The 23,620-nt window shown below is 73.2% G+C and carries 18 protein-coding genes; 11 read left to right on the top strand and 7 right to left on the bottom strand.

Features of this window, described 5'->3' with window-relative positions; all coding sequences use genetic code 11:
* Positions 1-11 precede the first annotated feature (11 nt).
* Complete coding sequence (gene gatB, locus AC068A_RS31680) at positions 12-1,463, top strand: Asp-tRNA(Asn)/Glu-tRNA(Gln) amidotransferase subunit GatB (protein ID WP_478589730.1); 1,452 nt, start codon at positions 12-14, stop codon at positions 1,461-1,463.
* Between the two features lie 244 nt (positions 1,464-1,707).
* On the opposite strand, the gene AC068A_RS31685 is transcribed toward gatB, so the two are convergent.
* The 4 genes from AC068A_RS31685 to AC068A_RS31700 all read right to left on the bottom strand — a co-directional run bounded on the left by AC068A_RS31685 (position 1,708) and on the right by AC068A_RS31700 (position 5,899).
* Positions 1,708-2,319, bottom strand: a complete 612-nt coding sequence (locus tag AC068A_RS31685; RefSeq protein ID WP_478589716.1) for a GNAT family N-acetyltransferase — start codon at positions 2,317-2,319, stop codon at positions 1,708-1,710.
* Positions 2,316-4,379, bottom strand: coding sequence for a penicillin acylase family protein (locus AC068A_RS31690; RefSeq protein ID WP_478589717.1), 2,064 nt, complete (start codon positions 4,377-4,379; stop codon positions 2,316-2,318). Before AC068A_RS31690 ends, AC068A_RS31685 begins: the two co-directional genes overlap by 4 nt.
* An 81-nt stretch (positions 4,380-4,460) precedes the next feature.
* The gene (locus AC068A_RS31695; protein WP_478589718.1) at positions 4,461-4,961 is read right to left on the bottom strand and encodes a DinB family protein; all 501 of its coding nucleotides are present in this window, start codon (positions 4,959-4,961) and stop codon (positions 4,461-4,463) included.
* A 128-nt stretch (positions 4,962-5,089) separates the two neighbouring features.
* Positions 5,090-5,899 carry a GNAT family N-acetyltransferase gene (locus AC068A_RS31700; protein ID WP_478589731.1) on the bottom strand — a complete coding sequence of 270 codons (810 nt, stop codon included), beginning with the start codon at positions 5,897-5,899 and terminating at the stop codon, positions 5,090-5,092.
* A gap of 61 nt (positions 5,900-5,960) precedes the next feature.
* On the opposite strand from AC068A_RS31700, the gene AC068A_RS31705 reads away from it, so the two are divergent.
* The 5 genes from AC068A_RS31705 (at position 5,961) to AC068A_RS31725 (ending at position 12,917) form a co-directional block, all read left to right on the top strand.
* Positions 5,961-6,350, top strand: a complete 390-nt coding sequence (locus tag AC068A_RS31705; protein WP_478589719.1) for a cupin domain-containing protein — start codon at positions 5,961-5,963, stop codon at positions 6,348-6,350.
* A 219-nt stretch (positions 6,351-6,569) separates the two neighbouring features.
* On the top strand, positions 6,570-8,819 hold the full coding sequence (locus AC068A_RS31710; RefSeq protein WP_478589720.1) for an MMPL family transporter: 2,250 nt from the start codon (positions 6,570-6,572) through the stop codon (positions 8,817-8,819).
* A 39-nt stretch (positions 8,820-8,858) separates the two neighbouring features.
* Entirely contained in the window at positions 8,859-9,413 is a 555-nt protein-coding gene (locus AC068A_RS31715; protein ID WP_478589721.1) for a GNAT family N-acetyltransferase, read from the top strand.
* Between the two features lie 169 nt (positions 9,414-9,582).
* On the top strand, positions 9,583-9,780 hold the full coding sequence (locus tag AC068A_RS31720; RefSeq protein ID WP_478589722.1) for a hypothetical protein: 198 nt from the start codon (positions 9,583-9,585) through the stop codon (positions 9,778-9,780).
* 80 nt (positions 9,781-9,860) lie between these two features.
* The gene (locus AC068A_RS31725) at positions 9,861-12,917 is read left to right on the top strand and encodes a helix-turn-helix transcriptional regulator (RefSeq protein ID WP_478589723.1); all 3,057 of its coding nucleotides are present in this window, start codon (positions 9,861-9,863) and stop codon (positions 12,915-12,917) included.
* Here AC068A_RS31725 and AC068A_RS31730 read toward each other — a convergent pair.
* From AC068A_RS31730 to AC068A_RS31740, 3 genes are all read right to left on the bottom strand, one after another.
* Positions 12,880-13,050, bottom strand: a complete 171-nt coding sequence (locus AC068A_RS31730) for a DUF6191 domain-containing protein (RefSeq protein ID WP_478589732.1) — start codon at positions 13,048-13,050, stop codon at positions 12,880-12,882. The genes AC068A_RS31725 and AC068A_RS31730 overlap by 38 nt on opposite strands.
* A gap of 48 nt (positions 13,051-13,098) precedes the next feature.
* On the bottom strand, positions 13,099-14,370 hold the full coding sequence (locus AC068A_RS31735) for a PQQ-dependent sugar dehydrogenase (protein ID WP_478589724.1): 1,272 nt from the start codon (positions 14,368-14,370) through the stop codon (positions 13,099-13,101).
* A 120-nt stretch (positions 14,371-14,490) separates the two neighbouring features.
* Positions 14,491-15,498, bottom strand: coding sequence for an aldo/keto reductase (locus AC068A_RS31740; protein ID WP_478589725.1), 1,008 nt, complete (start codon positions 15,496-15,498; stop codon positions 14,491-14,493).
* A 73-nt stretch (positions 15,499-15,571) separates the two neighbouring features.
* Between AC068A_RS31740 and AC068A_RS31745 the strand changes: the two genes are divergently transcribed.
* The 5 genes from AC068A_RS31745 (at position 15,572) to ilvC (ending at position 23,483) form a co-directional block, all read left to right on the top strand.
* Positions 15,572-16,519 carry a 2-hydroxyacid dehydrogenase gene (locus AC068A_RS31745; RefSeq protein WP_478589726.1) on the top strand — a complete coding sequence of 316 codons (948 nt, stop codon included), beginning with the start codon at positions 15,572-15,574 and terminating at the stop codon, positions 16,517-16,519.
* A 271-nt stretch (positions 16,520-16,790) separates the two neighbouring features.
* Positions 16,791-19,724, top strand: a complete 2,934-nt coding sequence (locus AC068A_RS31750) for a putative bifunctional diguanylate cyclase/phosphodiesterase (RefSeq protein WP_478589727.1) — start codon at positions 16,791-16,793, stop codon at positions 19,722-19,724.
* A 204-nt stretch (positions 19,725-19,928) separates the two neighbouring features.
* Entirely contained in the window at positions 19,929-21,815 is a 1,887-nt protein-coding gene (locus tag AC068A_RS31755; protein WP_478589728.1) for an acetolactate synthase large subunit, read from the top strand.
* 31 nt (positions 21,816-21,846) lie between these two features.
* On the top strand, positions 21,847-22,371 hold the full coding sequence (gene ilvN, locus AC068A_RS31760) for an acetolactate synthase small subunit (RefSeq protein WP_114054307.1): 525 nt from the start codon (positions 21,847-21,849) through the stop codon (positions 22,369-22,371).
* 110 nt (positions 22,372-22,481) lie between these two features.
* Positions 22,482-23,483, top strand: a complete 1,002-nt coding sequence (gene ilvC, locus AC068A_RS31765) for a ketol-acid reductoisomerase (protein WP_478589729.1) — start codon at positions 22,482-22,484, stop codon at positions 23,481-23,483.
* The last annotated feature ends 137 nt before the right edge of the window (positions 23,484-23,620 follow it).

Below are 23,620 nucleotides of genomic sequence, written 5' to 3' on the forward strand. Positions count from 1 at the left end.
ACGACCCCGTCATGGGCCTGGAGGTCCATGTCGAGCTCGGCACCAGGACCAAGATGTTCTGCGGCTGCTCCACCGAGCTGGGCGCCGAGCCCAACTCGCAGACCTGCCCCACCTGTCTCGGCCTGCCCGGCTCGCTCCCGGTGGTCAACGCGACCGGCGTCGAGTCCGCGATCAAGATCGGCCTCGCGCTGAACTGCGAGATCGCCGAATGGTGCCGCTTCGCCCGGAAGAACTACTTCTATCCGGACATGCCGAAGAACTTCCAGACCTCCCAGTACGACGAGCCCATCGCCTTCAACGGCTACCTGGACGTCCAGCTGGAGGACGGCGAGGTCTTCCGCGTGGAGATCGAGCGCGCCCACATGGAGGAGGACACCGGCAAGTCGCTGCACGTCGGCGGTGCCACCGGCCGTATCCACGGCGCCTCCCACTCCCTGCTGGACTACAACCGCGCCGGCATCCCGCTCATCGAGATCGTCACCAAGCCGATCGAGGGCGCGGGCGCCCGGGCCCCCGAGGTCGCCAAGGCGTACGTCGCCGAGCTCCGCGAGCTCATCAGGGCCCTCGGCGTCTCCGAGGCCCGGATGGACAAGGGCCAGATGCGCTGCGACGTGAACCTGTCGCTGCGCCCGATCGGGACCGAGCAGTTCGGCACCCGTTCGGAGACGAAGAACGTCAACTCGCTGCGCTCCGTCGAGCGCGCCGCCCGGTTCGAGATCCAGCGGCACGCGGCCGTCCTGAGCAGCGGCGGCACGGTGGTGCAGGAGACCCGTCACTTCCACGAGGACGACGGCTCCACCACCTCCGGCCGCATCAAGGACAACGCCGAGGACTACCGGTACTTCCCGGAGCCCGACCTCGTCCCGGTGGCCCCGTCCCGCGAGTGGGTCGAGGAGCTGCGCGCGGCCCTGCCCGAGATGCCGCGCGTGCGCCGCAACCGCCTCCGCGAGGAGTGGGGCGTCAGCGAGCACGACATGCAGTCGATCCTCAACGCGGGCGCGGTGGACTCCATCGTCGCCACCATCGAGGAGGGCGCCGACTCGGCCGCCGCCCGCAAGTGGTGGATGGGCGAGCTGGCCCGCAACGCCAACGAGCAGGGCATCGCCGTCGACGAGCTGCCGATCACCCCGGCCCAGGTGGCCCGGGTGGCCGCGCTGGTCGCGGAGGGCTCGCTCAACGACAAGCTGGCCCGCCAGGTCATCGAGGGCGTCCTCGCCGGCGAGGGCGACCCGGACCAGGTCGTCGAGAAGCGCGGCCTGAAGGTCGTCTCCGACGAGGGCGCGCTCGGCACGGCCGTGGACGAGGCCATCGCCGGCAACGCGGCCATCGCCGACAAGATCCGCGGCGGCAAGATCGCCGCGGTCGGCGCCCTGGTCGGCGCGGTCATGAAGGCCACCCGCGGCCAGGCCGACGCGGCCCGTGTCAAGGAGCTCATCCTGGAGAAGCTCGGCGTCTCCGAGTAGGACCCGCCCTGCTGCCCGGCGCCGTACCGGCTCCCGCAGCGCACGAACGGCCCGCACCCAGTCCCGGGGTGCGGGCCGTTCGGCTTCTCCGCCGGAGGGCCGTTCGGCTTCTCCGCGGAGGACCGGCCGGTGCCGCTCGCCCGCCGGCCGGAGCCGGCTCGGGCGCTGCCGGGCGCCCGGGTCGCGGAACCGCCCACCGGGCACCTTCCGTTCGCCGGGCGCCCGCGTCACCGGGCCGCCCTCGTCACCGGCTTCCCGGCGCGGGCATGTCGAGGAAGGCGAGCCGGGCCCGCTTCGCCGGGATGAACACCCCGGGCAGGTCGATCTCCGGCAGCTCGACCTCCGGGCCGAGGACGAATCCGCTGCGCTCCAGCCGGGCGATCGCCTTGGCGTTGCGGGCGTCCGGCTCGGCGACGAGCCGGCGCGCGGTGCCGTCCGAGCGGACGAAGTCCAGGAAGGCGCCGATCAGCCGTGCACTGAAGCCTTGCTCCGCCCCGCCCTCGGCCGGGGCGAGCAGCAGGTGCACGCCGGTGTCGCCCGGCTGGACCTCGTAGCACTCGGAGACCCGGTCCGCGGTGCACTCGTACGACTGGAAGAGCGCGACCGGCGCCCCGTCGCGGCGCGCGATGAACGCGTGGTGCGTGGTGCGCCGGTCGACGTCCTCGTAGATGTCCCGGACCAGGTCCGGGCCCGCCTCGGTCATGCCCCAGAAGCGGGCCCGCTCCTGGCTCACCCAGCCGTGGATCAGCGCGGCGTCGGCGGCCGGGTCGACCGGCGTGAAGGTCACCGTGCCGAAGCCCTCGACGGCACGGGTGAACAGGGGCTGCCGGGTGCCGGCAGCGGCGGGGCCGGTCACACGTCCTCCCTGGTGAGGCGGGCCCAGTCGGTGACGACGGGGACGAGTTCGCACCGCGCCCACAGCGGGAGCTGGTCGCGGTGGTGGGCGGTGCCGGCGACGCCGTCCGCGCCGAGCGGGACCGCCCACAGGCTGTCCTCGCGGCGGCCGAGGTCCCAGACGTAGCGGGCCGCGGAGGCACGGGCGCTCAGATCGGTGAAGCCGGGGACGGAGGAGGTGGCGTTCACACAGTCGTGGTCGCCGCCGAGGCCCGGCCACTCGGCGTCCGGGTCCGGGAGCGCCGACCAGGGGGCGAGGCGGTGCACCTGAGACCACGGGACGTCCGGGACGCCGGCAGCGGCCGCCTCCTCCAGGGCGGCCCGTACGTGCGCCACCCGGTCCAGGTCCGGCAGCAGCTCCGTCGCCAGCAGGCCTTCGAGGGCGTAGCCGACCCGCGGGACCAGGTACAGCCAGGGGTGGAACACCTCCGGGCCGGTCGGGGCGCCCGCCAGGGCGGCGAGGGCGGGGTCCGCGGCGAAGCGGCGCACGGTGGCCGTCCGCAGCGCGGAGAAGACGGTCGCGTCCGTGCTCTCCGCCTCCATGTGCCGGTCCCAGGCCAGCAGACGGGCGCGCAGCGCCTCCGCGGCCGGGGACAGCCCCTCCAGCGCGGGCAGCAGGGCGAGCAGCGGCCCGGCCGAGGCCAGGTAGGTGTCCCGGTGTACGTCGGCCATCGCCTTGGGGGACCAGTTCGCCGAGCCGGACAGCAGCGCGCGGATCCGGTCGGCGCGGTGCGGGGGCGCGAACTCCACGCCCAGCGGCGAGGCGATGCCGCGCGCGTTCGCCATGACGGCGAAGCCCTGCACCGGCTCGGCCGGGGTCTGCGCCCAGCCCCGCCAGGCGTACCGGGCGTCCCACGCGGGTACGGGGCGCAGCCGGTTGGCCGGGTCGCGCAGCGGCACCGCACCGGCGACGCGGTGCAGCAGGCCGCCGGCGGTGTCCGCGGCGTGGACGACGTTGACGGGCTCGGCCCAGCCGTCGAGGGCCCGGTCGATGTCGCCGACGGTACGGGCGCGCAGCAGGGCCGGCAGGACGGCGAAGCCGAGGTCGCGGCGGACGCGGGGCGGGTAGCGCAGCGAGAGCGTCTGGTCCGCGGTTCCCTCGCGGGTGATCACCGGGCCGCGGGCGGTCTCCAGGACCTCCACCTCCACGGGCTCGGCTCCGGCGACGGCGATGGTCTCGGTGTGCCGGTGGACGGGCTCCCAGGCGCCGTCGGGGCCCAGGGCCTCCACGGACACGCCGTCCGCGGCGGTCCGCAGCTGCTCGACGTACAGGTCCTGGTAGTCGGCCATGGCGTTGGTGATCGCCCAGGCGGCACTGCCGGTGTGGCCGAAGTGGGCCAGGCCGGGGATGCCGGGGACGGCGAGGCCGAGGACGTCGTACTCGGGGCAGGACAGGCGCATCTGCTGGTAGACGCCCGGGTCCTCGATGAAGCGGTGCGGGTCGCCCGCGATGATCGCCGCGCCGGTGGCGGTGCGGTCGCCCGGGACGAGCCAGCCGTTGCTGCCGGCGGTGCCGGGGCCGTCGGTGGCGAAGAGGGTGGTGGCCTCGGGCCCGAGGGCGCGGGCCACGCGCTCGCGCCACAGCTTGGTGGCGAAGCCGGCGAAGAGGATGTGGGTGGCGATCCAGATGCCGAGCGGGACCCACGGCTCCCAGGGCGCGGGGGCGTGGCCCGTGCGGGCGAAGCGCTCGTCGCGGGCGGCGCCGGCGGCCAGGCCGTCGTTGACGCCGTCGACGTACGCCCCGACCCAGGCGGCGGTCTCCGGGTCGAGTGCCTCGTGGCAGCGGCGGGCCGTGTCGTCGAGGCGGCTCTGCCGGGCGAACCGGTCCCAGGCGACCGACTCCGGGCCGAGGAACGCGGCGCTGGAGCCCTGGGAGCGGTGGCGCTCGACCTCCAGCTGCCAGGCCCGGTCCAGGGCGGTGGCGCGGCCCTGGGCGTAGGCCAGGCGGAGGGCGTCGGGGGCGCGCAGGTGCGGGATGCCCCAGTCGTCCCGGTACAGCTCAAAGTCGTCCGCGTCGGTCACAGGCTCACACTCTTCCCCGGCAATTAGGTTAGGCTGCCCTAACTATATGGGGTGGGGTGGGTGGGCCGCCCGGAGGGGACGTCAGGCGCCGGTCGCGCCGTCGATGGCCTCCCGCAGGAAGTCCGCGTGGCCGTTGTGGCGGGCGTACTCGTGGATCAGATGGAGCATGATCAGGCGCAGCGAGGCCTCCTCCTGCCAGCTCTTCACGTACACCGACGCCTCGAGGGACTCCGCGGCGGCCTCGATCCGCCGGGCGTGCTCCACCTCCGCCTCCCAGGCGGCGAACGCCTCCTCGCGGGTGGCGCCGGCGGCGTCGTAGGCGGCCTGGAAGTCGTACCGGTCGGACCAGACGTGCGGGACGTTCTCACCGGCCAGGGTGCGCCGGAACCAGTGGCGCTCCACCTCGGCCATGTGCCGCACCAGGCCCAGCAGGGACAGCGCGGACGGCGGCATCGAGGCGCGGCGCAGCTCCTCGTCCGTCAACCCCTCGCACTTCCAGGCGAGGGTGGCGCGGTGGTAGTCGAGGTAGGCGCGCAGGGTCTCGCGCTCGCCGCCGGTCAGGGGAGGGGAGACACGTTCCATGGAGTGGTCCTTTCGCGTCGGACGGGCACGGGGAAGAGGGCCTCGAGGCGGCAGGCAGGCGGGGCTGCCCGGGTCCGGAGGGGTGCGGAGGAGCCGCGCGGGCCCCGGGGGCTGTGCGGGACCGGCGGCTATGCGGGCCCGGCGTCGCCCCGGGGTTCCCACAGGTGCGGGACGGTCCGGCCCAGCACCTCGAAGCCCAGGCGCCGGAGGATCGGGCGGCTGTCGTCCGACGCGTCCACGTGGAGGTACCGGATCCCGCGCTCCGCGGCGATCCGGGCCCGGTGGGCGACCAGCAGGCGGTAGAGGCCCCGGCCCCGCCACTCGGGAAGGGTGCCGCCGCCCCACAGGCCCGCGAACGAGCAGCCCGGGCGCATCTCCATCCGGGCCGCGCTGACCGGGGTGTCCCCGGCCATCGCCACCGCCGCCGCCACCGTCTCCGGCTCCTCGCGCAGCAGCGTGAGCAGCAACTGCCGGATGCCGGGCCGATGCGTTCCGAAGGCCTTCGCGTGGACGTCCATCATCAGCTCCACGCCGGCCTCGTCCTCCACCGTGCGCAGGGTGATCCCCCCCGGCGGCTCGACCGGCAGCGCGGCCAGCTCGTCCACCCGGCCCACCAGCACGGTCTCGGCCGCCTCCGGCACGAAGCCCGCCGCCCGCAGCCGCGCCCCGAGGTCCGCCGGCCGGTCGTGGTCGTACAGCTTCCACTCGAACCCGGACCCGCGGCCCTCGAAGTACGCCACCTGCGCCGCGATCTCGGCGTCCGCGGTGTCCTCGTCGAGGTCCGACCAGAGAACGCCGTTCCACCCCTGCCCGGGTGCGGTCTGCCGTACGACGGCACCCGCCCGCTCCACCCGGGCCCGCGCCGTGTCCGGGGCCGCGTCGCGCCGCAGCTCCCGGTCGTATCCGGCCCGCACGCGCACCAGTTCGCCAAGATCCATCGTCATGGGGTGCAGTCGACCAGCGGCGCGGGGACCCGCGCAACTGCATTAGCCTCACCCCGTGACCGACGTCTACATCCACACCGGCAAGGCCACCCCCGACGCCGCCGCCGACCGGGGCTGGCTCCTCGGCCACTTCAAGGACCCCGCCGACCCGCGCCACAGCAAGGACGTGGAGATCAAGTGGGGCGTCCACCCCAAGGGCGACGAGCGGGCCCGGTGGACGACCGGGGAGGAGCGCACCGCCCTGCTGGTCCTCATCAGCGGGCGCTTCCGGATGGACTTCCCGGGCCGCAGCGTCATCCTCGACGAGCAGGGGGACTACGTGGTCTGGGGCCGGGGTGTCGACCACTCCTGGTGCGCGGAGGAGGAGTCGGTGGTCCTCACGGTCCGCTGGCCCTCCGTCGCCGGCTACCGCATCGACGAAGCGGGCGGCCCGCCCGCCGGCTGACCTGCACCCCGCACGCCCGCCGGGTTCCGCCGGGGGCTGTGATGATGCACACGAAACGGACCAACGATCACGAAACGCTGCGATCGTTGCGTGGCAGACCATCTCGGCCGGAGCCCGGAGCGACCCTCCCGGGCCCTCGGTCTTGCCTTCACGAGTTCCAGCGTTCTTTGCGTCGGGCGGCCTCCCGGTAAAGATCCGAACCCTCAGGGAGCACGTCCCTTGGCAGCAATCGCACGGTGGTGCCTGCGGCACCGCCTGGTGGCCGTCCTGATCTGGCTGCTCGCCCTCGGCGGGACCGCCACGGCAGCCGTCACCGCCGGAACGGCGTTCTCCAACGACTACGAGGTGCCCGGCACCGAGTCGAGCCGCGCCCACGCACTGCTGCGCGCGGGCTTCCCCGGCCAGGGCGGCGACACCGACACCGTGGTCTGGCGGACGCCCGAGCACCAGACGGTCCGCACCCCCGGCGTCGAGGAGCGCATGGCCCGGGCCCTCGCCGCCATCGCCGAGCTGCCCGGCGTCGGGTCGGTCGCCGGCCCGTACGGCTCCGGCCCCGGGAGCGCCGCGCAGGTCAGCGCCGACGGGCGCACCGCGTACGCCGTGGTGACCTTCGACCGGCCGGCCGACTCCGTACCCAAGGCGCAGGCCAAGGCCGTGGTCGACGCCGCCAAGAACCCGGCCACCGAGACGGACGGCCTCCAGGTCGAGCTCGGCGGCCGTGCCATCGGCCTGACCGAGGCGCCCACCGCCCACGTCGCCGAGGTCATCGGCGTCGCCGTCGCCGCCCTGGTCCTCTTCCTCGCCTTCGGCTCGCTCGCCGCGAGCATGCTGCCCATCGCGACCGCCCTGGTCAGCGTCGGCACCGCCTACTTCGGCATCACCCTGCTCGGGCACGCCACGGCCGTCGCCGACTTCGCCCCCATGCTCGGCACCCTCGTCGGACTCGGCGTCGGCATCGACTACGCGCTGTTCATCGTCACCCGGCACCGCAAGGCCCTCAAACGGGGCGTTGCCGTCCACGAGGCGGCCGAGCAGGCGGTCGCCACCACCGGCCGGGCCGTCGTCTTCGCCGGCGCGACCGTCTGCATCGCCCTGCTCGGCATGCTGGTCCTGCGGCTGAACTTCCTGGACGGCGTCGCGATAGCCGCCTCCCTCACCGTGGTCCTCACCGTCGCCGCCTCGGTCACGCTGCTGCCGGCCCTGCTCTCGTACATCGGGATGCGCGCCCTCTCGCGCCGCGAGCGCCGCAAGCTCGCCGAGGACGGCCCGCAGCCCGAGCTGCCCACCGGGTTCGCCGCCCGCTGGTCCGCCTTCGTCGAACGGCACCCCAAGCTCCTCGGTCTCGTGGCCGTCCTGGTCATGGCCGGGCTCGCGCTGCCCACCCTCTCGCTCCACCTCGGCACCTCCGACCAGGGCAACAACCCGCGGACCTCCACCACCCGGCAGGCCTACGACCTGCTCGCCGACGGCTTCGGCCCCGGCGTGAACGGCCCGCTCACGGTCGTCGCCCGTCTCGACGGGGCCGGCGACCGGCTCGCCGTGGAGAACCTGGCCGCGTCGCTCCGCTCGGCCGAGGGCGTCGCCTCCGCCGGGCCCGCGGTCTTCAACCGCAGCGGCGACACCGCCGTGGTGACCGTCATCCCCGACTCGGCCCCGCAGTCCCGGGCCACCAGCGACCTCGTCGCCGACCTGCGCGAGGAGGTCATCCCGCGCGCCGCGCACGGCAGCACCATGGAGGTCCACGTCGGCGGCGTGACCGCCGGCTACGACGACTTCGCCGACGTCATCGTCGGCAAGCTGCCCCTCTTCGTCGGGGTGGTCATCGGCCTCGGCTGCATCCTGCTCCTGCTGGCCTTCCGGTCCATAGGCATCCCCCTCAAGGCCGCGGCCATGAACGTCGCCGCCGTCGCCTCCTCCTTCGGCGTCGTCGTCGCGATCTTCCAGTGGGGCTGGGGGAGCGAGCCGATGGGCCTGGGCAGCGCCGGCCCCATCGAGCCCTTCCTGCCGGTGATCATGGTGTCGGTCCTCTTCGGACTCTCCATGGACTACCAGGTCTTCCTGGTCAGCCGGATGTACGAGGAGTGGCTGGAGACCGGCGACAACCGGCGGGCCGTCCGCGTCGGCCTCGCCGAGACCAGCCGGGTCATCAACTCCGCCGCGGTCATCATGATCTCCGTGTTCCTTGCCTTCGTGCTCAGCGGCGACCGGATCATCGCGATGTTCGGCATCGCGCTCGCCGCGGCCGTGGCACTCGACGCCTTCGTCCTGCGCACCCTCCTCGTGCCCGCGCTGATGCACATGCTCGGCAGCGCCAACTGGTGGCTCCCCGCCTGGCTGGACCGCGTGCTGCCCAAGATCAGCATTGAGCCCCCTGATGCCCTCCCGCGTGCGACACTTCCCGCGCAGCGGACCGGCGCGGAAGCCGCCACGAGCGAGGACGGCGTCGAGCCCGCTGCGCCCTCCCGGTGATCCGGCAACCCGCCGCACGAGACCCAAGGACGTAGCCGCATGTTCTCGATACCCCTCGCCGACGACGCCCACCTCTTCCCCCTGGAGGCCTGGCACGCGGAGGAGTTCCTGGCCCACATGGACCGCGGCCGGGAGTACATCGGCGAGCACATCGCCCTGGCGGACGCCGTCACGGACCTCGACACGGCGCGCGGGGTCCTGTCCGCGTACGCGCAGAAGACGGCCGCCGACGGCGGACGCATCTACGGCATCCGCGACGGCGGCACCCTCGTCGGCGGCGTCCTGTTCCGCACCTTCGACGCCCGGACCGGGACCTGCGAGGTCGGCTGCTGGCTGGAGCCGACCTCCGCCGGCCGGGGCCTGGTGACCAAGGCCTGCCGCGTGCTGCTCGACTGGGCCTTCCACGAGCGCGGCATGCACCGCGCCGAGTGGCACGCCTCCTCCGCCAACAAGAAGAGCCTCGCCGTCGCCGAGCGCCTCGGCATGACCCGCGAGGGCGTCCTGCGGCAGAACCAGCCCCACCACGGGGTCCGCCAGGACACCGAGGTCTGGGCGGTCCTGGCCCACGAATGGCCCCCGGCCCAGGCCGCCTGACCCGGGCCGCCACCCGCGGCAGCACGGCCCGGCCCCCGGCCCGGGCAGGCCCCGCCGCCGCATAAGGCCCCCCGCCGCCGGCCTAAGGACCCCCCGCCCGCGCAGATGCGGCATGCGCCCGATGCGCCGGCACCCCCTGGGACGCGAAGCTCGGATCACACCGGACGACGTGTCCGCAGACGCCACCAGGGAGAACGGGATGTTCGAGTACGAGATGGCCGCCGCCCGCAGCGCCGACCTGATCCGCGAGGCCGACCGGTACCGCCGGATCCGCGAGGCCAAGGAGGCGAACCGCGCCGCCTCGCGCAGCCAGGACCATGAAGGGCCGGTGAGAGGGAACCGGAGCCGCTTCGTCCGCGCCGCATGACCGGCGCGGCGCTCCGCGGCGACCTTCGCACCGGGCGCCGAACGGCGATATCGGGTGCCGCCGGCCAGGAGTCCTGTGCGATGCTCGGCGGCGTGGAGAGCAGAACTGTCAGCCCGGTGTTCGTCGGCCGAGCCGACGAACTGGCCGTCCTCACCGACGCATTGGGGCGCGCCGCCGGCCGGGAGCCCCAGGCGCTGCTCATCGGGGGAGAGGCCGGAGTCGGCAAGACCCGCCTCACCGAGGAGTTCCTCGGCGAGGCGGCCCGCAGCGGCGCCGTGGTCGCCGTCGGAGGCTGTGTCGAAATCGGGGCGGAGGGGCTTGCCTTCGCCCCGTTCTCCACGGCCCTGCGCACCCTGCACCGGCTGCTCCCCGGGGAGTTGGCGGCCGCGGCCGCCGGCCAGGAGGGCGAACTCGCCCGGATCCTGCCCGAACTGGGCGACACCCCGCGCGGTCCCCACGACGAGGAAAGCACCGCCCGGCTCTTCGAGTTGACGGCCCGGATGCTGGAGCGGCTCGCCGCCGACCGCACCGTCGTCCTCGTCCTGGAAGACCTGCACTGGGCCGACACCTCCACCCGGCACCTGCTGTCCTACCTCTTCCGCACCCTCACCAGCGGCCGGCTGGTCCTCGTCGCCACCTACCGCGCGGACGACGTCCACCGCCGCCACCCGCTGCGCCCGCTGCTCGCCGAACTGGACCGGCTGCGCACCGTCCAGCGCATCGAACTGCCCCGCTTCAACCGGGCCGAAGTGCGCCGCCAGCTCGCCGGGATCCTCGCCCGGGAACCCGACGAGGCCTTCGTGGAGTCGGTGTTCGACCGCTCCGACGGCAACGCCTTCTTCGTCGAGGAACTCGCCGCCTGCCGGGAGAGCGGCTGCCGGGCCGCCCTGACCGAGTCCCTGCGCGACCTCCTGCTCGTCCGCGTCGAGGTACTGCCCGACGACGCCCAGCGCGTGGTCCGCACCGTCGCCGAGGGCGGCTCCACCGTGGAGTACTCCCTGCTGCTCGCCGTGGCCGGGCTCGGTGAGGACGAACTCATCGACGCCCTGCGGGCCGCCGTCGGCGCCAACATCCTCCTCGCCACCGCCGACGGGGACGGCTACCGCTTCCGCCACTCGCTGGTCCGCGAGGCCGTCAGCGACGACCTGCTGCCCGGCGAGCGCTCCCGCGTGAACCGGCGCTACGCCGAGGCCCTGGAGGCCGACGACACGCTGATCCGCGCCGAGGAGCGGGTCATCCGGCTCGCCAGCTACTGGTACTACGCCAACGACCCCGCCAAGGCCCTGCCCGCCGTGCTCGCCGCCTCGGTGGCCGCCCGCCGCCGGCACGCCTACGCCGAGCAGCTGCGGCTGCTGGAACGGGCACTCGACCTGTGGGAGAGCGCCCCGGAGGAGATCCGCGAGACACTGCGCCCCGCCGACTACACCGAGGTCTACCCGCCCTGCGGCTGCGACCCGGCGACCACCCCGCTCCAGCGGCTCGACCTGCTGGCCGAGGCCGCCGTCGCCGCCCGCTTCGGCGGCGAACGCGAACGCGCCGTGAAGATCACCAAGACGGCGCTGCGCCTCCTGGAGGAGGAGAGCGACCCGCTGCGGGCGGCCTGGTTCTGGACCGAGCGCTCCCGGCTGGTCTCCAGCCTGGCCCGCGGCGACGGCTGGGCGGAGCTCGCCAAGGCCCGGGAACTCGTCAAGGGGCTGCCCCCGTCCCAGGTGCACGCCGAAGTCCTGGTCCGGGCCGCGGGCTGGGGCATGCTCCACAGCCCCGGCCCCGACAACCTCGACGCCGCCGAACGCGCCGTCGCCTACGCGCGCATGATCGGCGCCGAGGAGATCGAGCTCAACGCCCGCATCACCGTCGGCGCCCTGCTCACCGACTCCGGCGAGCCCGAACGCGGCCTCGCCGAGATGCACGCGGTCAAAGAACGGGCCGACAGCCTCGGCCTCGCCATGCTGGTGGGACGTGCACATATCAACCTCTCCTCTCAACTGGAAGGCATGGGCCGCTCCCGCGAGGCCGTGGAACTGGCCGAACACGGGGCCCGACTGGTCCAGAAATCACGCCTGCTGGACACCGAGGCGTGGATCAGCGGCAATCTGGCGGAGAGCCTGTACACCCTCGGCCGCTGGGACGAGGCCGCCGAGGCCGCCCGGCGCACCCTGCGCGTGGGCCAGAGCGCGGCCCCGCGCGGATCCGCCTCCGCACGGCTCTCCTACCTCGCCCTCGCACGCGGCGAACTGGCCGAGGCGAGGAGCCAACTCGCCGCGGCCCATGCCCACTTCGGAACCCACGACAGCCAGCCCCAGCACCGCATCCCGCTGTTCCGCCTCGCCGTCGGCATCGCCGCGGGGGAGGGCCGCATCGCCGACGTCCGTGCCGAGACAGCCGCCGCCATCGACTACGGCTTCCCGCTCGGACAGCACCGCTACGCCTGGCCGCTGCTGCTCGCCGCCGCCTCCGCCGAGGCGGACGCCCGGGGACTGCCGGTCGCCGACGCCGGCCGGGACGCCGCGCTGGCCGCCCTGCGCGCAGCCGCCCGCACCCTGGCCGCCCCCATGCCCGTGTGGGTCGCGCACGCCGAGTACCTGCGCGCCGAACTGCTGCGAGCCGAGGCCCGGGACACCGTCGCCGACTGGTCCGCCGTGGAGGAGGCCGTCCGCCCGCTGGAACGCCCGTACCTGCTGGCCCGCGCCCGCCACCGGCTCGCCGAGGCGATGCTGGCCGCCGGCGGCGACCGGGAGCCCGCGGCCGCCCTGCTCCGCGAGGCCTACGCCACCGCCGGGCAGCTCGGCGCCCGCCGGCTGCGCGAGGACCTGTCCCTGCTCGCCCAGCGCGCCCGGCTCCCGCTCACCGCGGCCGACACCCCCGCGCCCGAAGCCGCCCCGGACACCGACCCGGTCGAGTCCCTGGGCCTGACCAGCCGCGAACGCGACGTCCTGCGCCTGGTCGCGGCGGGCCACAGCAACCGCCGGATCGCCGAGGAGCTGTTCATCTCCCCGAAGACTGCCAGCGTGCACGTCTCGAACATCCTGGCCAAGCTGGGCGTCGCCGGCCGGGGCGAGGCGGCCGCCCTCGCCCACCGGCTGCGCCTGTTCGGGCCCGTCACGGCTGCGGCGGGGGCTCCTCCTCGACGCGTATGAGCACCTTCCCGGAGTCCAGGTCTATCGGACCGCGGCCCGGATCGCCGTCGGTCACGTCGGTCCGGGACAGCTCCAGCCGCTTGCGCTCCTCGTCCGTGTGCCTGCGCCCCGGGTTGAAGAGCTCCTCGATCATGTTGAACACGTGCCCACCCCGCCTTCCGCCCCTCCCCGGGGCGTGCCGTCACCGCACCGTCAGTGTCAGGATCCTGTCGTCGCCGGCCTGCGGCGATCCGCGCCCGTCCGTCTCGCTCGTGACCAGCAGCAGCCTGTCCCCGCCCAGCGCGATCACCGAGCGCAGCCGGCCGTACTTCCCCTCCAGGAAGGCCTCCGGTGCGGCCGCCGGAGCCGCCCCCGCCATCGGGATCCGCCACAGCCGCTCGCCCTTCAGCCCGGCCATCCACACCGAGCCCTGCGCCCAGGCGATCCCACTCGGCGAGGCCTCGTCGGGCCTCCACACCGCCACCGGGTCGCGCAGGCCCGGTCTGCCCGCCTTGCCCTCGGCCTCGGGCCAGCCGTAGTTCCCGCCGGGCTCGATCAGGTTCAGCTCGTCCCAGGTGTGCTGGCCGAACTCCGAGGCCCACAACCGCTTGTCCTGGTCCCAGGCGAGGCCCTGCACATTGCGGTGCCCGTACGAGTACACGATCGAGTCGGCCTCGGGATTGCCGTGCACCGGCTGCCCGTCCGGCGTCATCCGCAGGATCTTTCCGCCCAGCGACTTCCTGTCCTGCGCGAGCCCGGGGTCACCGGTCTCGCCCGTCCCCGCGTACAGCATCCGGTCCGGGCCGAACGCTATCCGGCCGCCGTTGTGGAAGACGCCCTTGGGGATGCCGCGCAGTACCGTGTCCGGCGCGCCCAGCTGCTGCCCGGGGTCCCGGTGCTCGTCGTAGCGCATGCGGGCGATGCGGTTGTCCGACGCCGTCGTGAAGTAGGCGTACACCATCCGGTCCGAGGCGAACGCCGGGGACACCGCCAGGCCCAGCAGACCGCCCTCGCCGCCGGGGTCCACCCCCGGCACCTCCCCGATCCGCGTCACCTTTCCGGTGTCCGGCGCGACCCTGCTGATCGTGCCCTTGTCCCGCGAGGCGACCAGCAGGTCCCCGTCGGGCAGCGGGGCCACCCCCCACGGGGAGGCGAGGTCCTTGGCGATCTCCCCCGTCACCGTCACCGAGCCCTTGGCCGGCGCCACCGGGCTCTGTGCCGCCCCGGACGCGCCGCCCGGCGAGCCCGATGCCGCCGCACTGGGCGCGCCCCGCGGCGGCGAGCCGCCCGGCGCGGCCCCCGGACCGCCCGCAGGACCGCACCCCGCCGCCAGCAGGACCGCACACCCCGCCAGCAGCGCGCCGGCCGGACCCCCACTGCCCCGCCCGAACACCCCGCTGCCGAGTCCGCCGCCGTACGCCCCGCCGCCGTACACCGGGCCGAACCGGCGTCCGTCCATCCGCCGCTGTCGCATCGCCCTGCTCCCCTCCGGTCCGCGCGACCGCCACCCGCGATCGTTCCCTTCATCCGTCTCAACAGACGGAGCGGCCCCCGAAGTTCCATCACTCGTACACCCGATCGAGTGGTTGTGGGCTCAGTCCCAGGCCCCCACCGCCGCCGGCAGCTCGGCGATCTCCGCCAGGTCCGCGGTCGTCAGCCGCACCCCGGCGGCCGCCGCGTTCTCCGCCGCCCAGTGCGCCCGGTCCGCCCCCGGCACCGGCACCACCTGCGGCCCCTGCGCCAGCACCCACGCCAGCGCCACCTGCGCCGCCGTCACCGCGGGCCCGTGCCGCCGGGCCACCCGCCGCAGCCCCGCGATCAGCACCTGGTTCGTCGCCATCGCCTCCGCCGTGAACCGCGGGTGGCGGGCCCGGACGTCCTCCCACTCGAAGCCCTCCCCGGGAGTGAGCGTCCCGGTGAGAAACCCGCTGCCCAGCGGCATCGCCGCCAGGAACCCCACCCCGCGCGCCGCGCACCACGGCAGCAGCTGCCGCGCCGCCTCCGGGGACCACACCGACAGCTCCGCCTGCACGGCGCTGACCGGGAACACCTGCTGCAGGCGCTCCAGGTGGCGCAGCGTCGTCCCGTACTGGCGGTCTCCCCGCCGCCCCGCTCCCGGCCCAGCCCCGGCACCCAGCGCGCAGAACCCCAGCGCCCGCACCTTCCCGGCGCCCACCAGCTCCGCCATGGCCCCCCACGTCTCCTCCACCGGGACCTCGGGGTCCACCCGGTGCAGCTGGTAGAGGTCGATCACGTCCGTCCGCAGCCGCCGCAGCGACGCGTCGCAGGCCCGCCGCAGGTACTCGGGCCGTCCGCAGGCCACCACGTGCTGCTCGCCCGCCCGCAGCCCCACCTTGGCCGACACGAAGGCCTCGGCCCGACGCTCGCGCAGCACCCGCCCCAGCAGCAGCTCGTTGGTGAAGGGCCCGTACAGGTCCGCCGTGTCGAGCAGGTTGGCCCCCAGGTCCAGGGCCGTGTGCACCGTGGCCAGCGACTCCTCGCCGCGCCGCCGCGAGGGCGCGTACGCCCAGCTCATCGGCATGCACCCGAGCCCGACGGCGCCCACCGCCAGCGCCCCCGCCCCGATCGACCTGCGCTCCACCCGTGTGTCCCCCTCCGCATCCGGCCAACAAAGTAACGGGTTGATCAGGATCCCTTGGCATAGCCTCGTGATCATGACTGCAAAGACCCCGGACGTGTGGCTCCCGTTCCCGGCGGAGCAGGTCGAAGGACTCCCCGACTCCTTCCGCTACCGCCACTGGGACGGCGAGGAGGCTTTTCCGGCCGACCCGGCCGCCTGCATCTTCTACGTCACCCCCTACATGAAGTCCGCCGAGGTGACCCTGCGCCCGCTGGCGGCCATGCCCGACCTGGAGGTCGTGCAGACCCTCACCGCCGGCGTCGACCACGTCCTCGGCGGCCTCGACCTGCTTCGCCCCGGCGTACGGCTGTGCAACGCCCGCGGAGTCCACGAGGCGAGCACCGCCGAGCTGGCGCTCACCCTGACCCTCGCCTCCCTGCGCGGCATCCCCGCCATGGTGCGCGGCCAGGACGGCGAGCAGTGGCTCTCCGGCTTCTACGAGGCCCTCGCCGACAAGTCCGTCCTCATCGTCGGCTACGGATCCATCGGCGCGGCCGTCGAGGACCGGCTCGCGCCCTTCGAGTGCGCGCGGATCGCGAGGGTCGCACGCTCGGCGCGCACCACCGTGCGCGGTCCGGTCGAGGCACTCGCCGACCTGCCCCGGCTCCTCCCCGAGGCCGACGTCGTCATCCTGTCCACGCCGCTGACCGACAAGACCCGCGGCCTGGCCGGCGCCGACTTCCTGCGGCGCATGAAGGACGGCGCCCTGCTCGTGAACGTCGCGCGCGGCCCCGTCGTGGACACCGACGCCCTGCTGGCCGAACTGGAGTCCGGCCGGCTGCGCGCCGCGCTCGACGTCACCGACCCGGAACCGCTGCCCGCCGGCCATCCTCTGTGGCATGCTCCGAACGTCCTGATCACGCCCCACGTCGGCGGCAGCAGCTCGGCGTTCGAGCCGCGGGCCAAGCGTCTGGTGGCCCGTCAGCTCACCCGGTTCGCCGCCGGGGAGCCCCTGGAGAACACGGTCCTGATCACCGACTGACCACCACTGAACACGCTGCGCGTACGTCCGGACGCACACAGTAGCACCAACTCCCCATGTGGTCACGGAGAGTAGAAGGTCTATGTCCCTGAGTGACGAAAGTGGTGTATCGTCCGGAACAAGGGGCTGCGCCACGAACGTCTGGCGCTGGGGTGATCGGACATTTTGGGGGGCGACGGGCGATGCACGGCCAATGGGCGAAGGATCCGATGCGGCACAGCCGCCGGGGGCGACGATCGGGTGCGCCGGAGCCGGCCGGCGTGGGGGACCGGTGAGTGCCCAGGGGGCGGCCCTGCCGATCCGGCAGACCGCCTCGAACGGGGGCCGGGGCCTGGCGATGCAGCTGCTCCTCGCCGTCGTCAGCGCCGCGTACGCCGTCGGTGCCGCCCTGGGCTGGGGCTCCGAGGAACTCGCGGAGATCATGGGCGACTTCGGGCTCAGCGCGGCAGCGCTGCTCGCCGCCGTCTCCTGCTACGCCTACGCGCGGACGATCGACAGCCGCGAGCGTCCGGCCTGGCTGCTGTTCGCGTTCTCCTCGCTCATGGGCGCCTTCGGCAACGCCGTCTGGGGCTGGTACGAGGTGATCCTCGGCGTGCCCATGCCCAAACCCTCCCTCGCCGACGTCGCCTTCCTCTGCTTCGCCCCGCCCGCCATCGTCGGCCTGCTCGTCCTCGCCAAACGGCCGGTCACCCGGGCCGGATGGGTCTGCCTCGCGCTCGACTCCTGGCTCATCGGCGGCTCCCTGCTCACCCTGTCCTGGAGCCTGGCCCTCGCGAACACCGCGCGGACCGCCGCCCAGTCCGGCGCCCCCGGCAGCGTCCCGCAGGCCGCGTTCTCCCTCGCCTACCCGCTGCTCGACATCGCCCTCGTCTCGATGGTGCTCGTCCTGCACTTCCGGCGCTCCGAGATCAACCGCTCCGCGGTCAACACCGCCATCGCCGCCCTCGCCCTGACCGTGCTCAGCGACGCCCTCTTCACCTCGCCGCTGCTGAGCGCCGGCTACCAGTCCGGGCAGCTGCTCGACGCCGGCTGGTTCGCCGGCTCGCTGCTCCTCGCATACGCGCCCTGGGGCGCCCGGCGCCTGCCCGCGGCCGCCGGCCCCCCCGGCCCCCCGCGCGCCGAGCGGCCCGTCAGCCGCCCCATCACCGGCTCGCTGCCCGCCCTCACGCCCTACCTCGCCGCCGCCGTCTGCACCCTGGGGATCCTGTACAACGTCGTCGACGGCCGGAAGGTCGACCGGGTCGTCGTCCTCACCGGCTGCACCGTCGTGCTCGCCCTCGTCATCCGGCAGGGCATCATGCTCCTCGACAACATCGCGCTGACCCAGGAGCTGGCCCAGAAGGAGAACCACTTCCGCTCCCTGGTCCAGGGATCCAGCGACGTCATCATGATCGCCGCCCCCACCGGGACCCTGCGCTACGTCAGCCCCGCCGCCGCCGGGGTGTACGGCCGCGACGCCGAGGAGCTCGTCGGCACCGAGCTCGCCAGCCTCATCCACCCGCACGACCTCGGCCGCGTCGTCCACGAGGTGCGCCGCTTCCTCGCCTTGCCGCCCGCCGAGGAGCCCACCACCCGCATCGAGTGCCGGTTCAAGTCCGGCAGCGGCGACTGGCTCAACGTGGAGTCCACCGTCAACCGCCACCAGGGCGGCCTCATCCTCAACAGCCGTGATGTCACCGAGCGGGTCCGCCTCCAGGCCCAGCTCCAGCACAGCGCCGAGCACGACCCGCTGACCGACCTGCCGAACCGGGCCCTGTTCACCCGCCGGGTCCGCCAGGCGCTGAGCGGCCGGCGCGCGGGGGACCACAGCACCGCCGTGCTCTTCATCGATCTCGACGGGTTCAAGGCCGTGAACGACAGCATCGGCCATCAGGCCGGCGACGAACTCCTGGTCGAGGCCGCACGCCGGCTCCAGGACTCCGTCCGCGCCGGGGACACCGCGGCCCGCCTGGGCGGAGACGAGTTCGCGGCGCTCATCCTGGGCGACGGCAGCCGCGACCGCAGCGCCCGCGAGTGCCAGGTCCACGAGATCGCGGACCGGCTGCGCACCACGCTCTCCAGGCCGTACCGGATCGGCGGCAGCGAGGTCCGGGTCGCCGCCAGCATCGGCGTGGCCTTCGCCGACCCCGGCATCACCCCTTCGGGCCTGATGCGCAACGCGGACCTCGCGATGTACCGGGCCAAGGCCGGCGGCAAGGACCGGGTCGAGTTGTACGCCCCCCAGATGCAGGACGAGGTCGTACGGAAGGCGGAGCCGGCGGGCCGGCTGCGCACCGCACTCCACGACGGAGAGTTCGCCCTGCTGCACCAGCCCGTGGTCTCGCTGGAGACCGGCGAGGTCACGGCCGCGACGGCACTGGCCCGCTGGCGCTCCGCCCGCGGCATCCTCTTCACCCCGGCCGAGTACTTTCGGGTCGCCGAATACCGGGAGGGGCCGGTGCCGGCCCGGCCGGACGGACCCGAGGGCGCCGCGGCCGGCGCCCCGGCCCGCGCCGAGGATCTCGGGCGCTGGCTGCTGGAGCAGGCCGTCGGCCAGGCCGCCGAGCGGCACCGCGCCGGACACGGCGTACCCGTGGCCGTACGGACGAGCGCCCAGCGCCTGCTCGACCCGGGGACACCGCCGGGCGCGGCCGACGGGGCGATGTCCCCGGGCTTCGTGGAAGCACTGCTCGGCCGGCACGGGCTGCCCCCCGGCGCCCTGGTGATCGAACTGGCCGACAGCGACCCCAGGGTCCCCTTCGACGAGCTGGAACGGCGCCTCGCCGCCCTGCGCCGGCTCGGCGTCCTGGTGGCCCTGGACGGCTTCGGCAGCGGATACGCCGCCATCAGCGCGCTGCGGCGGCTGCCGGTGGACATCCTGAAGCTCGATCGAGGCCTGATCGAGGGCGTGGTCGAGTCCGCCCGCCTCCGCAAGATCACCGCCGGCCTCTTGCGGATCGCAAATGACCTGGGCATGCAATCGGTGGCCGAAGGGCTGGATCTGCCCGAGCAGGTCCTTGCCCTGCGTGCCATGGGATGCACCCACGGCCAGGGACTGGCGTTTTCCGGACCGCTCGACGAGTACAGGCTGCGCCGGGCGCTCGTGCGCGGTACGTTCCCAGTACCGGGCGGGGCGGTCCAGCCCGCCTTGGCCGGTGGTTCGTCCGGGGGCTCGATGGCCGTCCGGAGAGGCTCACATAATGAGACGCCCGTCCCACCCACTTGACATCCCCCTCCCGCCGGAGGGAGGGTCTGTGCCATGCGCACCCGAATTCTCGTACGTGGAAAGCGCGTCGGCTGAAGCCGGGACCACTCCGTCCCCGCTCCGTGCACCCGACGCGCTCCCCTCGCTTGCCATCCGGCACGAGGGGTTTTTTGTTGCACCGGCACACCTTCGAACCGTCGTAAAACCCTCAGCTTCGAGAAGAGAATGACGATGACCGAGCAGGCCACCGGGGCCCAGCATCCGCAGCCGCGGCCCCGTTCCGGCGGAGCCCAGCCCGCCGCAGTTGAGCACGTCACGGGTGCCAAGTCCCTCATCCGCTCTCTCGAAGAGGTGGGGTGCGACACCGTCTTCGGCATCCCGGGCGGAGCGATCCTCCCGGCGTACGACCCGATGATGGACAGCACCAAGGTCCGCCACATCCTGGTCCGGCACGAGCAGGGCGCCGGCCACGCCGCGACCGGCTACGCCCAGGCCACCGGCAAGGTCGGCGTCTGCATGGCCACCTCCGGCCCGGGCGCCACCAACCTGGTCACCCCGATCGCCGACGCCCACATGGACTCCGTCCCGCTGGTCGCCATCACCGGCCAGGTCTCCTCCAAGGCGATCGGCACCGACGCCTTCCAGGAGGCGGACATCGTCGGCATCACCATGCCGATCACCAAGCACAACTTCCTGGTCACCAAGGCCGAGGACATCCCGAGGACGATCGCCGAGGCCTTCCACATCGCCTCCACCGGCCGGCCCGGCCCCGTCCTCGTCGACATCGCCAAGGACGCGCTCCAGGCGCAGACCACCTTCTCCTGGCCGCCCAGCCAGGACCTGCCCGGCTACCGGCCGGTCACCAAACCGCACGCCAAGCAGATCCGCGAGGCCGCCAAGCTCATCTGCCAGGCCAAACGCCCCGTCCTGTACGTCGGCGGCGGCGTGATGAAGTCCGGCGCGACAGCCGAGCTGAAGGTGCTGGCCGAGCTGTCCGGCGTCCCGGTCACCACCACCCTGATGGCCCTGGGCTCGTTCCCCGACAGCCACCCGCTGCACATCGGCATGCCCGGCATGCACGGCTCGGTCACCGCCGTCACCGCCCTGCAGAAGTCCGACCTGCTGATCGCGCTCGGCACCCGCTTCGACGACCGCGTCACCGGCAGGCTCGACAGCTTCGCCCCCTACGCCAAGGTCATCCACGCGGACATCGACCCCGCCGAGATCGGCAAGAACCGCGAGGTCGACGTCCCGATCGTCGGCGACGCCCGCGAGGTCATCGCCGACCTGATCCAGGCGCTCCAGGCCGAGCACACCGAGGGCAACGCCGGTGACTACTCCGCCTGGTGGAAGGACCTCAACCGCTGGCGCGAGACCTACCCGCTGGGCTACGAGACCCCCGACGACGGCATGCTCTCCCCCCAGCAGGTCATCCAGCGCATCGGCGAACTCGCCCCGGAGCACACCATCTTCGCGGCGGGCGTCGGCCAGCACCAGATGTGGGCCTCGCACTTCATCGACTACGAGGAGCCCCGCACCTGGCTGAACTCCGGCGGCGCCGGGACCATGGGCTACGCGGTCCCCGCCGCGATGGGCGCCAAGGTCGGCGAGCCGGAGCGCACCGTCTGGGCGATCGACGGCGACGGCTGCTTCCAGATGACCAATCAGGAACTGGTCACCTGCGCGCTGAACAACATCCCGATCAAGGTCGCGATCATCAACAACGGTGCGCTGGGCATGGTCCGCCAGTGGCAGACCCTGTTCTACAACCAGCGCTACTCCAACACCGTGCTGCACGCCGACGAGACCGGCCACGACACGGTCGGCTCCCAGCTCGGCGAGTCCACCGCCCCCCGCAAGGGCACCCGCGTCCCGGACTTCGTCAAGCTGTCCGAGGCCATGGGCTGCGTGGCGCTGCGCTGTGAGGACCCGGCGGACCTGGACAAGGTCATCGCCGAGGCCAACGCGATCAACGACCGGCCCGTCGTGATCGACTTCATCGTCCACGAGGACGCCATGGTGTGGCCGATGGTCGCCGCCGGCACCTCCAACGACGAGGTCATGGCCGCCCGGGGAGTCCGTCCCGACTTCGGCGACAACGAAGACGACTGAGCCGAGAGAGCCGAGAGAGAGAACGCCTCACATGTCCAAGCACACGCTCTCCGTCCTGGTCGAGAACACGCCAGGCATCCTCGCCCGGATCGCCGCCCTGTTCTCCCGCCGCGGATTCAACATCGACTCCCTCGCGGTCGGCGTCACCGAACACCCCGACATCTCGCGGATCACCATCGTCGTGAACGTCGAGGACCTCCCGCTGGAGCAGGTGACCAAGCAGCTGAACAAGCTGGTCAACGTGCTCAAGATCGTGGAGCTGGAGCCGTCCAACGCCATCGAGCGCGAACTCGTGCTGGTGAAGGTCCGGGCCGACAACGAGACCCGGTCCCAGATCATCGAGATCGTCCAGCTGTTCCGCGCCAAGACGGTCGACGTCTCGCCCGAGGCGGTCACCATCGAGGCCACCGGCGGCGCCGACAAGCTGGGCGCCATGCTCAAGATGCTGGAGCCGTTCGGCATCAAGGAGCTCGTCCAGTCGGGCACGATCGCCATCGGGCGCGGCGGACGGTCCATCACGGACCGCAGCCTGCGCGCGCTCGACCGCAGCGCCTGACCGGCCGGGGCCCGCGCCTCTTTGCCTCTCGCTTGGCGAGACCAGGAAAATTCGTCCACGTTCCCCGCCGTACGGTGGGAGCAACACCAGCGCACCAAGGAGATATCCCAGTGGCCGAGCTGTTCTACGAGAACGACGCCGACCTGTCCATCATTCAGGGCCGCAAGGTCGCGGTCATCGGCTACGGCAGCCAGGGCCACGCCCACGCGCTGTCGCTGCGCGACTCCGGCGTCGATGTCGTCGTCGGCCTGAAGGAGGGCTCAAAGTCCAAGGCCAAGGCCGAGGAGCAGGGCCTGAAGGTCCTCCCGGTGGCGGAGGCCGCCGAGTGGGCGAACGTCATCATGATCCTGACGCCGGACCCGATCCAGGCCGAGATCTACGAGGAGTCCGTCAAGGACCACCTCAAGGAGGGCGACGCGCTCTTCTTCGGCCACGGCTTCAACGTCCGCTACGGCTTCATCAAGCCCCCGGCCAACGTGGACGTCGCCCTCGTTGCCCCGAAGGGCCCGGGCCACCTGGTCCGCCGCCAGTACGAGGAGGGCCGCGGCGTTCCGTGCATCGCCGCCGTCGAGCAGGACGCCACCGGCCAGGCCTTCGCCCTCGCGCTCTCCTACGCGGCCGGCATCGGCGGCACCCGCGCCGGCGTCATCAAGACCACCTTCACCGAGGAGACCGAGACCGACCTGTTCGGTGAGCAGGCCGTTCTGTGCGGTGGCGCCTCCGCCCTGGTCAAGGCCGGTTTCGAGACCCTGACCGAGGCCGGCTACCAGCCGGAGATCGCCTACTTCGAGTGCCTGCACGAGCTGAAGCTCATCGTGGACCTCATGTACGAGGGCGGCCTGGAGAAGATGCGCTGGTCGGTCTCCGAGACCGCCGAGTGGGGCGACTACGTCACCGGCCCCCGCATCATCACCGACGCCACCAAGGCCGAGATGAAGAAGGTCCTCGACGAGATCCGGAGCGGCGAGTTCGCCAACACCTGGATGGCCGAGTACAAGGCGGGTCTGCCCAAGTACAACGAGTACAAGAAGGCTGACGAGGAGCACCTGCTGGAGACCACCGGCAAGAAGCTGCGCAAGCTGATGAGCTGGGTCGACAGCGAGGAGAGCTGATCGCCCGCGGGGGCGGGGCGCCTGTCGTCCCGGCCCCGCGCCCCACCCCCGCGAGCCGGAACACCAACACCCCCCCACGCCTCTTGTCCCCCCCAACCAACACCAAACAGGAGGTCCTTCCCCACCGAAGGAAAGCC

It is taken from the genome of Streptomyces sp. NPDC043854, assembly GCF_056436005.1.